This is a genomic window from Streptomyces sp. NPDC028711 (assembly GCF_055565415.1).
Window position 1 is genome coordinate 303,881 of record NZ_JBVHUJ010000008.1, and the last position, 16,763, is coordinate 320,643.

The 16,763-nt window shown below is 72.0% G+C and carries 13 protein-coding genes; 2 read left to right on the plus strand and 11 right to left on the minus strand.

What is annotated here, in order from left to right:
* Positions 1-164: 164 nt before the first annotated feature.
* Entirely contained in the window at positions 165-1,715 is a 1,551-nt protein-coding gene (locus ACZ4VK_RS25200; RefSeq protein WP_468356052.1) for a sodium:solute symporter family protein, read from the plus strand.
* Here ACZ4VK_RS25200 and ACZ4VK_RS25205 read toward each other — a convergent pair.
* The 5 genes from ACZ4VK_RS25205 to ACZ4VK_RS25225 all read right to left on the minus strand — a co-directional run bounded on the left by ACZ4VK_RS25205 (position 1,700) and on the right by ACZ4VK_RS25225 (position 7,141).
* Positions 1,700-2,818, minus strand: coding sequence for an ADP-ribosylglycohydrolase family protein (locus tag ACZ4VK_RS25205; protein WP_468356055.1), 1,119 nt, complete (start codon positions 2,816-2,818; stop codon positions 1,700-1,702). The genes ACZ4VK_RS25200 and ACZ4VK_RS25205 overlap by 16 nt on opposite strands.
* Positions 2,819-2,950: 132 nt before the next feature.
* Positions 2,951-5,536, minus strand: coding sequence for a bifunctional FO biosynthesis protein CofGH (locus ACZ4VK_RS25210; protein WP_468356058.1), 2,586 nt, complete (start codon positions 5,534-5,536; stop codon positions 2,951-2,953).
* 43 nt (positions 5,537-5,579) lie between these two features.
* A complete protein-coding gene (locus tag ACZ4VK_RS25215; protein WP_468356061.1) occupies positions 5,580-5,975 on the minus strand; it encodes a PIN domain-containing protein in 396 nt (131 codons plus the stop codon).
* A complete protein-coding gene (locus ACZ4VK_RS25220) occupies positions 5,972-6,268 on the minus strand; it encodes a hypothetical protein (RefSeq protein ID WP_468356064.1) in 297 nt (98 codons plus the stop codon). Before ACZ4VK_RS25220 ends, ACZ4VK_RS25215 begins: the two co-directional genes overlap by 4 nt.
* 42 nt (positions 6,269-6,310) lie before the next feature.
* Positions 6,311-7,141: an LLM class F420-dependent oxidoreductase gene (locus ACZ4VK_RS25225; protein WP_468356067.1), complete on the minus strand. Its 831-nt coding sequence runs from the start codon at positions 7,139-7,141 to the stop codon at positions 6,311-6,313.
* Positions 7,142-7,264: 123 nt separating this feature from the next.
* On the opposite strand from ACZ4VK_RS25225, the gene ACZ4VK_RS25230 reads away from it, so the two are divergent.
* Positions 7,265-8,005: a GNAT family N-acetyltransferase gene (locus ACZ4VK_RS25230; RefSeq protein ID WP_468356070.1), complete on the plus strand. Its 741-nt coding sequence runs from the start codon at positions 7,265-7,267 to the stop codon at positions 8,003-8,005.
* A 145-nt stretch (positions 8,006-8,150) separates the two neighbouring features.
* Here ACZ4VK_RS25230 and ACZ4VK_RS25235 read toward each other — a convergent pair whose 3' ends face one another.
* The 6 genes from ACZ4VK_RS25235 to ACZ4VK_RS25260 all read right to left on the minus strand — a co-directional run bounded on the left by ACZ4VK_RS25235 (position 8,151) and on the right by ACZ4VK_RS25260 (position 16,703).
* Positions 8,151-9,716: an APC family permease gene (locus tag ACZ4VK_RS25235; protein WP_468356073.1), complete on the minus strand. Its 1,566-nt coding sequence runs from the start codon at positions 9,714-9,716 to the stop codon at positions 8,151-8,153.
* A 251-nt stretch (positions 9,717-9,967) separates the two neighbouring features.
* Complete coding sequence (locus tag ACZ4VK_RS25240; protein WP_468356076.1) at positions 9,968-11,422, minus strand: aldehyde dehydrogenase family protein; 1,455 nt, start codon at positions 11,420-11,422, stop codon at positions 9,968-9,970.
* Entirely contained in the window at positions 11,419-13,158 is a 1,740-nt protein-coding gene (locus tag ACZ4VK_RS25245) for an N-acyl-D-amino-acid deacylase family protein (RefSeq protein ID WP_468356079.1), read from the minus strand. The genes ACZ4VK_RS25240 and ACZ4VK_RS25245 overlap by 4 nt, the downstream gene beginning before the upstream one ends.
* 625 nt (positions 13,159-13,783) lie before the next feature.
* Positions 13,784-14,908 (minus strand): LLM class flavin-dependent oxidoreductase, encoded by a 1,125-nt coding sequence (locus tag ACZ4VK_RS25250; protein ID WP_468356082.1) that lies wholly within the window; start codon positions 14,906-14,908, stop codon positions 13,784-13,786.
* 107 nt (positions 14,909-15,015) lie between these two features.
* Complete coding sequence (locus tag ACZ4VK_RS25255; protein WP_468356085.1) at positions 15,016-15,768, minus strand: SDR family NAD(P)-dependent oxidoreductase; 753 nt, start codon at positions 15,766-15,768, stop codon at positions 15,016-15,018.
* Positions 15,769-15,782: 14 nt separating this feature from the next.
* Entirely contained in the window at positions 15,783-16,703 is a 921-nt protein-coding gene (locus ACZ4VK_RS25260; RefSeq protein ID WP_468356088.1) for an LLM class F420-dependent oxidoreductase, read from the minus strand.
* Positions 16,704-16,763: the final 60 nt, after the last annotated feature.

Sequence of the window (16,763 nt, forward strand, 5' to 3'; positions counted from 1 at the left end):
GAGCGCTCCGCGAAGCAACAGCACCAGTTCATGGACATGAACGAGAGTCAGTGAACAGAACGATTTTACTCTCCCTTGACCCTCCATTGCATTGTCCCCGCCTTGCCGCACGCCACACCATGAACGGCGTTCACAAGGCGGACCAGACCCCTGGAGGGGGCTCCATGAACAGTCTCGACTGGGCCGTGCTCATCGGCTACTTCGGCGTGATGGTCGCGATCGGCGTCTGGTCCCACAAGCGCGTGGACGACGTCTCCGACTTCTTCACCGCCGGAGGCAAGATGCCCTGGTGGCTCTCCGGCATCTCGCACCACATGTCGGGCTACAGCGCCGTGATGTTCACCGGGTACGCCGGCATCGCCTACACCTACGGCGTCACGTCCTACGTCACCTGGTCCTTCCCCATCGCGATCGGCATCGCCATCGGCGCGCACCTCTTCGCGCCCCGCCTCAACCGGCTCCGGTCGCGGCTCCACGTGGCGTCCCCGCTTGAGTACCTGAAGAACCGCTACAACCTGCCCACACAGCAGGCGCTCGCCTGGTCCGGCGTCCTGCTCAAGATCGTCGACGTCGGCGCCAAGTGGGCGGCCATCGCCACCCTGCTCTCCGTCTTCACCGGCATCTCCCTCAACCAGGGCATCCTCATCACCGGCGTGATCACCGGCATCTACTGCACGGTCGGCGGCCTGTGGGCCGACGCGCTCACCGAACTCGGCCAGTTCATCATCCAGTTCTTCGCCGGCATCGCGATGCTCGTCGCCGTGCTCGCGAAGCTGGGCGGCTTCAGCGCCCTGTGGACGGTCTGGGACCGGCCCGAGCTCCAGGGGCACACCGCGCCGACCGCCGGCCCGTACACGCTGACGTTCCTGCTCGCGTACCTCTTCATCAAGACCTTCGAGTACAGCGGCGGCATGTGGAACCAGGCCCAGCGCTACATGGCCACCCCCAACGCCCGCGAGGCGACCCGCTCCGGCCGGCTCTCCGCCGTCCTCTGGTTCGTCTGGCCGCTGGTCCTCTTCTTCCCCATGTGGGTCGCGCCGCTCCTCGTCACCCCCGAGAAGCCCGACGCCTCCGACTCGTACGCCCTGATGACCGAACAGCTGCTGCCGCACGGTCTGCTCGGCCTGGTCATCGTCGGCTTCTTCTCGCACACCATGGCCATGTGCTCCTCCGACGCCAACGCCATCGCGGCCGTCTTCACCCGCGACATCGCGCCCGTCCTGAGCAGGTCGGCCCGCACCTGGTCGCAGCGGGCGGGGCTGCTGGCCGCCCGCTGGTCGACCGTCGCCTTCCTCGGCCTGTCCATGGCGGTCGCGACGCAGATCAACTCCCCCACCTTCAAGGACATCATCACCGTCGTCATCAAGTGGGTCGCCGGACTCATGGGACCGATCGCGATCCCGTTCATGCTCGGCCTGCTGCGGAGCTTCCGGAAGTCCGGTCCGACGGCGGCGCTCGTCTCGTGGGCGGCCGGCCTCTTCGCCTTCTGGCTGACCAACTACGGCCTCGACGGCATCGAGCTGCAGATCCAGATCGTCTCGCCGCTCGCCACCTCCCTGATCCTGTACGTCCTCATCGGCTTCATCAGGCCGGAGGACACCCCGGAGCGGGACGCGGTCCTCGACAAGCTCCACTCGGACGACGGCAGCCCGGCCGGAGGAGCCGCGATCCCGGCCCAGGCCGGAAGCGACCGCTCGGATCAGCCCCTCGGATAACGGGCCAGCCAGCCCGGTGAGGACTCGGCGGGGGTGTGCAGGGCGGCGCCCTGGGTCATCTCCATCGAGAAGTCGTCCGCGAGTTCCAGGACCGTCGCACGGCCCTCAAGCTCGGCCAGCCAGGCCGGCGGGAGGGCCGTCTCGCCGTGCAGGGCGCCGAGCAGCGCGCCGGTGAGCGCGCCCGTCACCGCCGAGGGCCCGTCGTGGTTGACCGCGAGCCGTAGCCCGTGCCGTACGTCCTCGCCGACGAGGGCGCAGTAGACGGCCGCCGCCAGCTGTCCCTCGGCCCGGTCGGCGTCCGCGCCGAGGGCGGTCACCCGCTCCGGGTCCGGCGCTCCTTCCCGTACGGCTCCGAGGGCGCGGCCGAGTGCCTCGGTGACCGGCTCGTGGCCGGGGCGGGCCGCCAGCTGTTCCAGGGCCCGGTCGACGGCCGCCTCCGGGGAGCCGCCGCGCGCCAGGCCGTGGACGGTGACCGCGAAGGCGCCGGCGGCGAGGGTCGCGGTGGGGGCGCCGTGGGTCTGGGCCGCGCATTCGACGGCGAGCTGGCAGACGAGCTGGGGCTCCCAGCCGACGAGCAGCCCGAAGGGGGAGGAGCGGACGAGCGCGCCGGAGTCGTCGGCGGTGGGGTTCTTGGGCTTGTCGAGGGTGCCGATGCGCTCGTCGCCGAGGCCGGTGAGGCAGGCGCGGGGCGGGTTGCGGCGGGCGTAGAGCCACTCCTCGCGGGCGAGCCAGCCATTGTCCTTGCGGCGTTCGTCGGGGCCCCAGTCGCGCTGGGTGGCGGCCCAGCGCAGATGCGCCCGGTGGACGTCGGTGGGCGGGTGCCAGGCGCCGGTGTCGCGGCGGACCTGGGCGCGGATGAGGCCGTCGACGGTGAAGAGGCCCATCTGGGTGGCGGCGGTGACGGCGCCCCTGCGGCCGAACGCGGGGACGTGCTCGGTGAGTCCGTCAGGTCCGTGGGCGTCGCGGATCCCGTCGAGGGTGAGCTCGTCGACGCCCGCGCCCAGGGCGTCGCCGAGGGCCCCGCCGAGCAGACAGCCCCGTACGCGGGCCCGGAAGTCCTGCTGTTCGGCGCGGCCCCACACGGCCGCGGCTGTCGTGGCCACGACGTGCCCTCCCCCCGTAGACCGGTCTGCGCAGCACTGTAATCGACCGGGTACGTCCGTTCGGGGGACGGAACGTTATGTGATCCGACGCCCTTCAGGCCGCTTTTGACCGAAGAGCGCCGGACCTCCACCTCACTCCGTGGGCAGGACCGGCAGCAGCTCCGGGAGGTGGCCGTCGGAGGCCTCCGCCGTGCGGCGGCGCTCCTCCGGGACCTCGCCGTACAGGGTCGTCCGGGGCTTCGCCGGGCGGCCCGCCGCCTCCGCGATGGCCTCCAGGTCGCGGATCGAGCGGTACGAGCCGTAACTCGACCCGGCCATCCGGGAGATGGTCTCCTCCATCAGGGTGCCGCCCAGGTCGTTGGCGCCCGAGCGGAGCATCTCGGCGGCACCGTCCGTGCCCAGCTTCACCCAGCTGGTCTGGATGTTCGGGATGTGCGGGTGGAGGAGGAGGCGGGCCATCGCGATGACCGCGCGGTTGTCGCGGGCGGTCGGGCCGGGGCGTGCGATGCCCGCCAGGTAGACGGGCGCGTTGGTGTGGATGAAGGGGAGGGTCACGAACTCGGTGAAGCCCCCTGTCTCCTGCTGGATGCGGGAGAGGGTGCGGAAGTGGCCGAGCCAGTGCCGGGGCTGGTCCACGTGCCCGTACATCATCGTGGACGAGGACCGGATGCCCAGCTCGTGCGCCGTGGTGATCACCTCGATCCACGTCGCCGTCGGCAGCTTGCCCTTGGTGAGGACCCAGCGGACCTCGTCGTCGAGGATCTCGGCGGCCGTGCCGGGGATCGAGTCGAGCCCGGCCTCCTTCGCCGCCGTCAGCCACTCGCGGATCGAAAGACCCGTCCTGGTGGCGCCGTTGACGACCTCCATCGGCGAGAAGGCGTGCACGTGCATGCCGGGGACCCGCTCCTTCACCGCGCGCGCGATGTCGAAGTACGCGGTGCCGGGCAGGTCCGGGTGGATGCCGCCCTGCATGCAGACCTCGACGGCGCCGACGTCCCACGCCTGCTGGGCGCGGTCCGCGACCTGGTCGAGGGAGAGGGTGTACGCGTCGGCGTCCGTGCGCCGCTGGGCGAAGGCGCAGAAACGGCAGCCGGTGTAGCAGACGTTGGTGAAGTTGATGTTCCGTGTGACGACGTAGGTGACGTCGTCGCCGACCGCCGCCCTGCGGACGTCGTCCGCGATCCGGGTCAGCGCGTCGAGCGCGGTCCCGTCGGCGTGCAGCAGCGCGAGCGCCTGCGGGTCGGTGAGGCGGGTCGGGTCGTCGGCGGCGACGGCGAGGGCCTCGCGGACGTCGGTGTCGATGCGCTCGGGGACCATCCCGGGGGCGGCGGCCTCGCGCAGCGCCTCCCAGTCGCCGTACACCTCGTCGAAGTCGTCACGCCGGTCGTGGGTGCGGCCCGTGGTGTCGATGGTGCGGTGCAGATCGGTGCGTCCGACGGCGGTGAACGCCTCGTCGGGCTCCTGCCAGGGCAGGCCGCGCACCTCCGCGTCCGGGTTCGCGAGGCCGGTCCCGGGGTCGGCGAGGGCGCGGACGTGCGGGAGGAGCCGGGGGTCGAGCCAGGGTTCTCCCCGGGTGACGAACTCGGGGTAGACGCAGAGGCGTTCGCGCAGTTCGAAGCCGGCGACGGCGGAACGGGCGGCGAGCTCCTCGATCTCCGGCCAGGGCCGCTCGGGGTTGACGTGGTCGATGGTGAGCGGCGAGACCCCGCCCCAGTCGTCGATGCCGGCGGCGATGAGCCGCTCGTACGCGGAGTCGACGAGGTTCGGCGGGGCCTGGAGGCAGGCGGAGGGCCCCATGATGAGCCGGGCGACGGCGACGGTGGCGACGAGGTCGTCGAGCTCGGCGTCGGGCGTTCCGCGCATGGCCGTGTCGGGCTTGGCGCGGAAGTTCTGGATGATCAGCTCCTGGATCGAGTGGTACGCCCTCGCCACCCGCCGCAGCGCGAACAGGGACTCGGCCCGCTCCTCCAGGGTCTCCCCGATACCGAGGAGCAGCCCTGACGTGAACGGGACGGAGGAACGTCCCGCGTCCTCCAGGACCCTGAGGCGGACGGCCGGTTCCTTGTCGGGGGACCCGTAGTGGGGGCCGCCGGGCTCCGACCAGAGCCGGGTCGCGGTCGTCTCCAGCATCATGCCCATGGACGGGGCGACCGGCTTGAGGCGCTGGAAGTCGGTCCACGACAGCACGCCGGGGTTGAGGTGCGGGAGGAGGCCGGTCTCCTCCAGGATGCGGATCGCCATGGCCCGCACGTACGCGATGGTGTCGTCGTACCCGTGCGCGTCGAGCCACTCGCGGGCCTCGGGCCACCGGTCCTCCGGCTTGTCGCCCAGGGTGATGAGGGCTTCCTTGCAGCCCATGGCGGCCCCGCGCCGTGCGACGTCGAGCACCTCGTCCGGCGACATGAACATCCCGTGCCCGTCCCGGCGCAGCTTGCCGGGGACGGTGACGAAGGTGCAGTAGTGGCACTTGTCGCGGCAGAGCCGGGTGAGCGGTATGAACACGCTCTTCGAGTACGTGATGACCCCGGGCCGCCCGGCCGCGTCGAGCCCGGCGTCCCGCACCCGCCCGGCAGACGCGACCAGGTCCGTCAGGTCGTCCCCCCGCGCCCGCAACAGCACGGCGGCCTCACCGACATCGAGCGCCACCCCGTCCCTGGCCCGCTTGAGGGCGCGGCGCATGGCGTTCGCGGTGGGCCGTGCGTCCTGGTGATCCGTCATGGACCGAGCATACGAGTGTCTCCGGAAGGGACAGGAGGCGCTTTCAGACCTTGAGTACGGAGACGTTCGGCCCGCGGAGCCGTTCGAGGTCCTCCCTGTCGGAGGTCAGCACGACGACCGGCGGCTGGGCGGCACGGGCGGTCGCGGCCACGATGGCATCCAGCGCGTACTTGTGGCCGCCGCTGCTGTCGACGTCGGCCAGAAGACCGACGGCCGCCGCCGCGATCTCCTTGGTGACCGGCTCGACGGTCAGCCGGGAGAGGGCCCAGGAGACCCGCGCCCGGTGCGCACCCTTCGGGTCGGCCTCGACGATCGTGACCGCACTGACGACGACCCGCATGTCGTCCAGGCGCGCCGCCTCCAGGCGCGCCGTCATGGTGCGGTCACCGCGCAGGTACCGGGAGAGCCCTTCGGAGTCGAGTACGAGAGTGCCGCTCACGCGGCCTTCTCCGCAGCGTCGCCCGGCTGGGACGCGCGGCGCCGCGCCTCGCGCAGCTCCGCGCGGGCCGCCTCGATCTCCTCGGAGGTCAGCGGGCCGTGGATCTCCTCGTTCGCCGCCACCAGTTCGGCGAGATTGTCCCGCTCGATCTGACGCTGGACGGCATGCTCCACGTACGCGGAGAAGCCGCGGGAACCGACGCGGGCATTCACCGCCTCCGTGGTGCCGACGTGAAAGGACACGGACTTGGTGTGCGTGGGTCCCTCACCGGCGTCGTACATCGATTCACCCATGCCGGCGACTCTAACAGAACTTCCATGAGAGAGGGTGGAGCTCTACAGATACCGGGCGAACTCGTCCACAACTCCCAGCACCTCCCGCTCACCCCCCGGCGGCAGCTGGAGGACCACCTCCTCGCAGCCCAGTTCCTCGTAGCGGGCGAGCTTTCCCGGGTTCGGGCGGACCGCGTACGGGACGACCTGGAGGGCCTTCGAGTCGCGGCCGGCCCCCTCCCACACCTCCCGCAGGACCGGGAGCGACTCCGCGAGGCCCCGGCCGCCGATCGGCATCCAGCCGTCGGTCCCCGCGGCGATCCGCGCGAAGAGCTTCGGGCCCGCCGCGCCGCCCAGGAGGACGCGGGGCGCGCCGCCGGCGGGCTTGGGCCAGGCCTCCGACGCGCGTACCAAGTCGCCGAACGCGCCCGTGTACGCCGTCGGTTCCGGTGCCCACAGGGCCCGCATCAGGTTCAGCCGGTCGTGGGTGAGCTCCCGGCGGGCGGACCAGTCGACGCCGTGGTCGGCGGCCTCCTCGCGGTTCCAGCCGTAGCCGACGCCGAGGGTGAAACGGCCGCCGGAGAGGTGGTCGAGGGTGGCGATCTGCTTGGCGAGGGCGATCGGGTCGTGCTGGGCGAGCAGGGTGATGCCGGTGCCGAGCCCGAGCCGTTCGGTGACGGCGGCGGCCTGCCCGAGCGCCACGAAGGGGTCCAGGGTGCGCCCGTACTCCCGGGGCAGCTCGCCGCCCGCCGGGTAGGGCGTGGTCCGCTCGACGGGGATGTGGGTGTGTTCGGGGAGGTAGAGCCCGGCGAAGCCCCGCTGCTCGAGCTCGCGCGCGAGCCGCACGGGGGTGATGGTCTCGTCGGTCAGGAAGATCGTGGTCGAGATCCGCATAGCGGCACGGTAGGGGGTGCGGTGCGGATTTCCGAGGGGTACGGCGGCGGCGCCGCGCGGTTCCCGGGGCGGGCCCCCGGAAATCCGCCTGCGCCGCCCCGCCCCCGCGCCTACCGTGGCCCGGTGCTGAAACGAATCGAGACGTACTACGACGCCGTACCCCGGTCCTCCGCCCGTGCGGAGGAGTTCGGGCCGCTGACCCTCTTCGTACGAGAGGGGGAGGGGTGGCCCTACTACGCGCGGCCGGCCCTGGGGGCCGCCGGTGAGATCCCGGTCGAGGCCGTGGAGGAGGTCCGGGCCCGGCAGCGGGAGCTGGGTGTGCCCGAGGCCTTCGAGTGGGTCGCGGAGACGACCCCGGGGCTGCGGGCCGCCGTGGAGGCGAGCGGGCTCACCGTCCACGAGCACCCGCTGATGGTCCTGGAGGGGGACGGGGCCGCCGTACCGGAGCCGGAGGGCGTCACCGTACGGATGGTCGGCGCGGACGACTCCGCCCTGGAGAGCGCCACCGCCGCCCCGCACGCCGCGTTCGGCGTCGCCCCCGAACCGGGCACCGCGGCACGCGTCGGCGCCAGGATCGAGGCGGGGTGGACCCGGCTCGCGGCGGCCCTCGACGGTACGGGGCAGGCCCTCGCCGCCGGCCAGCACCAGCCGGTCGGGCCGGTCTCCGAGGTCGTCGGCGTCGGCACCGTCCCGGCGGCGAGGCGCCGGGGCCTGGGCCTCGCGGTGACGGCGGCCCTGGTCGCCGACGCCCGCGCGCACGGGGCGGAGCTCGTGTTCCTGTCGGCGACGGACGCGGACGTGGCCCGGCTGTACGGCCGACTCGGCTTCCGTACGGTCGCGACGGCCCTCATCGCGGAGGCGTAGGGCCCCGGGCGAGCGGCGACGGGGTCGGTCGGGCGCTGAGCCGGTACGCCCGGGGAAGCGGGAAAAAGACGAAGGTGGCGGGACCCCCCACGGGCCCGCCACCTTCGCGTTTCTCGGATGACTCAGGATTCGGCGCACTGACAGGTCAGTCGGCGACCACCAGCGACGGCGTCTCCTTCGTGAGGACCTCACCGCGGAAGAAGGCGGGGCTCCTGCGCTGCATGACCAGCATGATCACCACGCCGAGGAGCAGCAGCCCGACGCCGATCACGAAGACCGAGCCCATCCCGAGGACCGAGGAGCCGGAGCCGTAGGCCGGGTCCCACATGTCGTAGAGCGTCTTGCCGAAGACGGCGGTCAGCATGAGGCCGCCGATGCCGGGGAGGACGCCCTTGACCATCAGGTTGCGGAAGGACCCGGTCAGCTCCTTGCGGAAGAACCAGACGCAGGCGAAGGCCGTGATCGAGTAGTAGAAGCAGATCATCAGGCCGAGCGCGTAGATGGTGTCGACGAGGACGTTCTCGCTGACCAGGCTCATCACCGCGTAGAACACTCCGGTGGCTACGCCCGCCCACACGGTGGCCCGGCCCGGCGTCTTGAAGCGCGGGTTCATCCGGGCGAAGGACGCCGGCAGCGCCTCGTACGTGCTCATGGCGAGCGCGGTGCGGGCGACCGGGATGAACGTGGTCTGGAGGCTGGCGGCGGCCGAGGCGAGGACGGCGACGAAGAGCAGGATGCCGAGGCCGGGGCCCATGACCGGGCCGGCGAGGACCGCGAAGACGTTGTCGGAGGTCTCCGGGTTGCCGAGGCCGGTGCCCTCTTCGCCGATGCCCGCGTACATCTGCACGGCGATGGCGACCAGCAGGTAGGAGGCGACGATGACGACCATGGCGAGGAAGGCGGAGCGGCCGGGGGTGCGGGCGCTGCCGGTGCTCTCCTCGTTGATGGACAGGCAGGCGTCCCAGCCCCAGTAGATGAAGATCGACAGGGAGAGACCCGCGGTGAAGGCGGAGAAGGACTCGACGCCGAAGGGGTTCAGCCAGGTCAGGGAGAAGTCGAGCGATCCGGCGGCGGTGTCGGCCTTGCCGATCGCCAGGAAGGCGAAGATCACGATGACGGTGAGCTGCAGGCCGACGAGGGCGTACTGAACCCACTTGGTGGCGGTGATGCCGCGGTAGCTGATCGCCGTCGCGATGCCGATGAAGGCCAGCGTGGTGAGGATGTGGACGGCTTTGTTGTCGTCCAGGGCGGCGATGCTCCCGCTGCCGGTGACCTCGCCCGCCGTGAGCCAGAAGAAGGAGGTGGCGACGCCGGCGAGGTTGGAGAGGACGACGATGGTGGCGACCAGCAGGCCCCAGCCGCACATCCAGCCGATCTTCGGACCGAAGGCCTTCACGGACCAGGTGAAGGAGGTGCCGCAGTCGGGGAGGGCCCGGTTCAGCTCGCGGTAGGCGAACGCGACGAGCAGCATCGGCAGGAAGCCCGCGAGGAAGACCGCGGGCATCTGGAGCCCGACCTCGCCGACCGTGGGGCCGAGCGTGGAGGTCAGACAGTAGACGGGGGCGACCGTCGAGATGCCGATGACGGCGCCGCCCATCAGCCCGACGGAGTTGCCGCCGAGGCCCTTCTCGCGCACACCGTCGGTGCCGCCCGGGGCGTTGACGCCCCTTACCTTGTCTCCGGCCTGGGGCCGTGCTTCCACCTGAGTCATGAACAGGACGTTAAATGCTGCGGTTTCCACATCCGGAGGTCTTGACTCCGCAAGACTCGCCGATCTTCTGCCTTGCTTTACGAGGCGCAACAGGGACAGCCGCCAATGATTGAAAGATCGACGACCGCGAGGGGCCGACCAACTGGTAGGTCGGTCGGCCCGTGTCCGGTATGCGGGAACCGCAGCCAAGCCCGAAATGTCCGTTTTCAAATTTTCCGAAGGAATTTTTCAGCCACAGGTCCGGCCCTGCGTCACCCCGGCCAGACAACGGCCTGCAGCTCGCTGTACGCGTGCAGCGCGTACGAGCCCACGTCCCGTCCGACCCCGCTCCTCTTGAATCCGCCGAACGGCGCCTCCATGTTCCGTCCGATCGTGTTCACCCCCACCCCGCCGGCCCGCAGCCGGGCCGCGATCCGGAAGGCGCGGGCCACATCGCCCGACCACACGTAGTCGATGAGCCCGTAGTCGCTGTCGTTGGCGAGCGCGATCCCCTCCTCCTCGTCGTCGAAGGGGACGACCACGACGACCGGACCGAAGATCTCCTCCCGCACCACCCGCATCTCGTTCGTGCAGTCGGCGAGCAGCGCCGGAGCCACGTAGAAACCCCTGGCGAAGCCGGGGCGCTCGCCGCCCGCCACCACCCGCGCCCCCTCCTTCCGCCCGAGCTCGACGTACGACTCCACCCGGTCGCGGTGGGCCGCCGAGATCACCGGACCGACGACCGTGCCCCGCTCCGCCGGGTCCCCCACCTTCATGAAGGCCAGATATCCGGTGAGCTTCTCGACCAGACGCTCGTAGATCCCGCGCTGGGCGAGCACCCGGGTCGGGGCCGTACAGATCTGGCCGCTGTAGAAGGCGAACGTCGTCCCGATCCCCATGACCGCCGACTCCAGGTCCGCGTCGTCGAGGACGAGCGCCGCGCCCTTGCCGCCCAGCTCCATCAGCTGCCGCTTGAGCTGCCGGCCGCAGACCTCGCCGATCGCCTGCCCGACCGCGGTGGAGCCGGTGAACGACACCATGTCGACGTCCGGGGAGTCCACGGCCGCCTCGCCCGCGTCCGCACCGGACCCGGTGACCACGTTCACGACACCCGCCGGGACCCCGGCCTCCTCGAGGGCCCGGGTCATCGCGTACACGGAGAGCGGGTCCTGCGGGGCGGGCTTCACGAGGACCGTGTTGCCCATCGCGAGCGCCGGGGCGATCTTGCCCGCCGGGTTGGCCCAGGGGTTGTTGTACGAGGTGATGCAGGTGACCACGCCGACCGGGCGCCGCACCGCGACCGCGCCGAACACCCCGGCCCTCCCCATCGGACCCGCCTCGTTGATCTGCGGGGGCAGCGCCTGCTCGACCGGTTCCATCGCGCCCCGCGCGTACCGCCGGAAGCGGGCCGCGCCGACGGCGACCTGCATCCCGCGCGCGGTGGCGGTCGTCGCGCCCGTCTCGGCGCGGGCGAGGAGCGTGTGCGCCCCGGCGTCCCTGGCGATGAGGTCGGCGGCCCGGTCGAGGATCGCCGCCCGCTCCTCCGGCCTCGTACGGGACCAGGGGCCGAAGGCCTCCCGGGCCGCGGCGGCGGCCTCGTACACCTGCCGTCTGCTCGCCTCCGGCGCGAGGCCGACGACCTCCTCGGTGGCCGGGTTCACCACCTCGTAGTGGCCGCCGTCGGGCTCGACCCACTCGCCGCCGATGAAAAGCCGCTCGGTCCTCATCGCGTGCTCACCGTCCTCGTGTCACGGCCCGAGCGCAGCACGCGCCCGGGGACCGCGCCGGTCACCCGGTCGTCCCGCACGGTCTCGACCCCGTTGACCCGCACCGACACGATCCCGACCGCGCGCGAGTCGAGCCGGGGACTGGCGCCCGGCAGGTCGTGCACGAGGGTCGCGGGGCCCGCGTCGATCCGCTCCGGGTCGAAGAGGACCAGGTCGGCGTGGAAGCCCTCGGCGATCCGGCCGCGCTCGCGGAGCCCGAAGAGCCGGGCCGGGTCGTCGGTCAGCATCTTCACGGCCCGCTCCAGGGGCACCAGCTTCCGGCCGCGCAGGCAGTCGCCGAGGAAGCGGGTCGTGTACGGGGCTCCGCACATCCGGTCCAGGTGGGCGCCCGCGTCGGAACCGCCGAGCAGGACGTCCTCGTGCTCCCAGGTCTCCCGGCGCAGCGCCCAGGACGCCGCGTCGTTGTCGCTGGGCATCGGCCACAGGACGGTCCTCAGGTCGTCGACGGCGCAGATCTCGACGAGGCACTGGAAGGGGTCCTGGCCGCGCTCGGCGGCGATGTCGCCGACGACGCGCCCGGTGAGCCCCTCGTTCTCCTTCGCGTACGTGTCCCCGATGACGTACCGCCCGAAGTGGGCGAGCCGCCGGAACACCCCGGCCTCCCGGGAGTCGGCGCGCCGCAGCATCCCGGCCCGCACCTCCGGGTCGCGGAGCTTCGCGATCCGCTCGGGGACGGGGAGGGCGAGGATCTCGCCCCACCCCGGGATGAGGTTGAGGGCGCAGAACGTGCCGAGCGACATGTTCATGGGGGTGAGGATCGGCATGGTGAGGGCGACGATCCGGCCGCCGGCCGCGCGGGCCCGCGCGGAGGCGGTGAGCTGGCGCGGGACGCGTTCGGGGACGGCGGCGTCGATGGTGAGGACGTTCCAGTTGAGCGGGCGCCCCGCGGCGGCGGTCATCCCGACGAACAGCTCGATCTCCTCGTCGGAGAACTGGTCGAGGCAGCCGGCCAGGATCGCCTCGATCTGGGTGCCCTCGTGCTCGCCGACGGCCGCGGAGAGGGCGAGGAGCTCGGCGGGCGTCGCGTGCCGGGAGGCGACGGGGGCGCCGTCGCCGTCGGAGTGCGTGGACGACTGGGTGGTGGAGAGCCCCCAGGCCCCGGCCGCCATGGCCTCCTTGAGCAGCGCGACCATCTGCTCCAGTTGCCCGGGCGTGGGCTGCCCGCCGACGGCGTCGGCGCCCATCACGTACCGGCGCAGGGCGCAATGCCCCACCATGAAACCGGCGTTGACGGCGATCCGCCCCTCCAGGGCGTCGAGGTACTCGCCGAAGGACGACCAGCTCCAGTCGACGCCCTCCTCCAGTGCCTTCAGGGCCATGCCCTCCACCTTGGACATCATGCGGCGCGTGTAGTCGGCGTCCTCGGGCCGCTCCGGGTGGAGCGGCGCGAGCGTGAAACCGCAGTTGCCGCCGGCGACGGTGGTGACGCCGTGGTTCATGGAGGGGGTGGCGTACGGGTCCCAGAACAGCTGGGCGTCGTAGTGGGTGTGCGGATCGACGAAGCCGGGCGCGAGGACGAGCCCGGTGGCGTCCCCGGTACTCCGTGCCTCCTCCCGCACGGCACCGGGCTCGGCGACGAACGCGATCCGGCCGTCGCGTATGCCGACGTCGGCGACGAAGGCGGGCTCGCCGGTGCCGTCCACGACGGTGGCGCGCGTGATGAGGTGGTCGAGCATGACGGTCCCTTTCTGCGCGGGTCTCTTTGGGGGGTGCGGGTCTGTGTGGTGACGCGGGTGTGCCCCGGACCGGGGCCGCCGCGGAACGGCCTCCGGCCGGGGCCGGTACGGGGCGGCGGTCCGGGAAGACACCACCCCGCGCTCATGGCGGCGGCCGGGGGCCGTGGCGAGCGGCGCCCGTTGTGGCCGGTCGCCCCGCGTGGACGGCGCCCACCCCGCCCGTTGCCCAGCCCCGTTGTGGCCGGCCGCCCCGCTGGGACGTCGCCCACCCCCGTTGTGGGCATTCGTTCCGCTGGGGCGGAACGGGTGGGCACAACGGACGGCGCCCCCTGCCGGGCCTAGGCTTCCGCGCCTGAACCCGCACCCCGTTGTGCGGTGCGGGTCCAGGCACAAGGGGCGGAGGCGCCCGCCGAAGGGCGCCGTCCCGTGTGCCCACCCGTCCCGCCCAGCGGGACGATTGCCCACACGGGGGTGGACGGTGGCCCGGGCGGCCGCCCACACGGGGGTGGGCAGGGTGTACGCCCCAACGGGCCAATCGCCCACACGGCAGCGGGCGTCCGCGCGGGCGGCTGCCCACACGGGCAGCGGGCCGTGGCACGGGCGGCCGACGCGAGCGGCGCGCCCGTCAGGACCCGGCGCCCCGCCGGAAGCGGGTCGTCCGGTGGATCGGGTCCGTGTCGATCTTCGGGATCACGTGCTCCCCGATCAGCCGGATCGAGTTCATCGTGTCCTCGTACGAGATCCCGATCGGCAGCCCGAAGGACAGCTGGTCCGCCCCCGCCTGCTCCCACCGCTTGCACTGCGCGAGCACCTCCGAGGGGTCGCCGCAGATCATCAGCTCCTCCTGGATGAGGAGTTCGATGATCTCGGCCGAGTACTCGGGCAGCAGCTCGGGCCACTCGGGGATCCCCTCGGGCCGGGGGAACGTGTCGTGGTAGCGGAAGAGCAGCGACTGCAGATAGTTGAGGCCGCCGCCGACCGCGATCTCGACCGCCTTGTCGTGCGTCTCGGCGCAGATCGCCGTCGACGTCACCATGACGTTGTCGTTGACGAAGTCGCCGATCGCCCTGGCCTCCTTGATCGCGGTCTTGTAGGACTCGACGACCCACTCCATGTCGGAGACCTTCTGCACGCTGAAGCCGAGGACGCCGAGCCCCTTCCTGCCGGCCATGGCGTACGAGGAGGGGGACCCGGCCGCGTACCACATGGCGGGGTGGGACTTCCCGTACGGCTTGGGGAGGACCTTGCGGGGCGGCAGCGACCAGTGCTTGCCCTGGAAGCCGACGTACTCGTCCTGGAGCCACATCTTGGGGAACTCGGCGATCGTCTCCTCCCACAGCTCCTTGGTGTGGTTCATGTCGGTGATGCCCGGCATGAACCCGAGGATCTCGTGGGAGCCCGCGCCCCGGCCCGAGCCGAACTCGAAGCGTCCGCCGGAGAGGTGGTCGAGCATGGCGACCTTCTCGGCGACCTTCACGGGGTGGTTGACGGGCGCGAGGGGGTTGAAGATGCCGGAGCCGAGGTGGATCCGGTCGGTGGCGTGGGCGAGATAGCCCAGGTAGACGTCGCTGGCGGAGAGGTGCGAGTACTCCTCCAGGAAGTGGTGCTCCGAGGCCCAGGCGTACTTGAAGCCGGACCTGTCCGCCTGGATGACGTACTCGGTCTCCTCCATGAGCGCCTTGTGCTCGGCTTCGGGATCGGTCTCGGCGCGCTTGCCGACGTATCCCTGTACGAAGATCCCGAATTCCAAGGGGGTTCACCGTCCTCGTCGTCACCAGCATTTCTGACTGACCGTCAGATTCTCGATGTGCCCGACTGTCGCACCGCGGGGTGGGCTCGTCAATAGCTGACGGACCGTCAGAAGAGACTGACTCCCGCCAGCCAGCCGCCGTCGATCACGAACGGCTGGCCCGTGATGTACGCCGAGTCGTCCCCGGTCAGGAAGAGCGCGAGGGCCGCCACCTCGTCCGGGCGCCCGATCCGCCCGAGCGGCACGAGCTTCCGGTACAGCTCGGCCGTCGCCGCCGGGTCCACCCCCTCCGGGTTGCTCATGGGGGTGTCGATCGCCCCCGGACAGACCGCGTTCACCCGGATCCCCCGCGCGGCCAGCTCCAGGGCGGCGACCCGGGTGAGCCCGAGGACGGCGTGCTTGGAGGCCGCGTAGGCGCCGACCCCGGCCATCCCGGTGAGCCCCGTGTACGAGGCGGTGTTGACGATCGTCCCGCCGCCGGCCGCCGCGATCTCGGGCGCGACCGCCCGGATGCCCAGGAAGCAGCCGGTCTGGTTGACGGAGACGATCGCCCGGAACTCCTCAAGGGGGGTGGAGAGCAGCTCGTTGAAGCGGAGGATGCCGGCGTTGTTGACGAGCCCGTCGACCTTCCCGAACCGCTCCTTGGCCGTCGTCACGGCCGCCGCCCACTCCTCCTCGCTGGTCACGTCGAGGTGGACGTACAAGGCCCCCAGCTCCTTGGCCAGCGCCTCGCCGGGGCCGTCGAGGACGTCCCCGAGGACCACCTTCGCCCCCTCGGCGGCGAACAGCCGCGCCTCCTGCTCGCCCTGCCCGCGCGCCGCGCCGGTGACGAGGACGACCCGCCCCTCCAGCTTGCCCATGACTGCCACGCTCCTCAGTTCAGACGGGGGGCGACCTCCGTGCCGAAGGCCGCCATCTGGTCGACGAGTTCGGTACGGCTCCGGGAACGGAACCGCACCTGGATCTGGTGCACGCCCATCTCCCCGTACGCGCGCAGGGAGGCGGCGATCTCCTCCGGGCGGCCGCTCAGGGTGCGCCGGCCGGTCTGCCAGGCGGGCGTGCCGACGTACAGCGGTTCGACGATTGCGCCCACGGTGATCGGCTCCTCGATGCCGGCCTCCGCGCGGAGCCGCAGCAGCCGCTGGATCTGCTCGGCGAGCCGGTCGCGCGGATCGCCCTGCGGCAGCCAGCCGTCCCCCTTGAGCGCGGCCCGGCGCACGGCGGCCGGGGACGAGCCGCCCACCCAGAGCGGGACCCGCTCCTGCGCGGGCCGCGGCAGCTGGCCGAGGTCCTTGAACGCGAACCGCTCCCCCAGGTGCTCGGGGAACTCCTCCGGCCCGAGCGCCGCCCGCAGCGCGTCCACGGTCTCGTCGAGCACCGCGCCCCGGCGCGCGAAGTCCACCCCGAGCGCCTCGAACTCCTCCTGGACGTGCCCGGCCCCGACCCCGAGGACGAGCCGGCCGCCGGAGAGGTGGTCGAGCGTCGCGTACGCCTTGGCGGTGACCAGCGGATGACGCAGCCCGACGACGGCGACGTGCGAGAGGAGCCGGACCCGCTCGGTGGCGGCGGCGAGGAAGGAGAGGGTGGCGACCGGGTCGTACCAGACGGTGCTCATGGCCGCGGCGAGCCGGCGCGGGATGGCGACGTGGTCGCAGCTCGCGAGGTAGTCGAAACCGTGCGCGTCGGCGGCCCGTGCGACGGCGAGCAGATCCGCCGGCCCGGCCGCCGCCTCCCAGGCCTCCGCGTAGAGGGCGGACTGCGACTGGACGGGAAGCTGCATCCCGTAGACCACCATGGGAAACCCCCTTGCGCCCCGGACCGACCGGGACCAGACCTGACGGACCGTCATTTACGC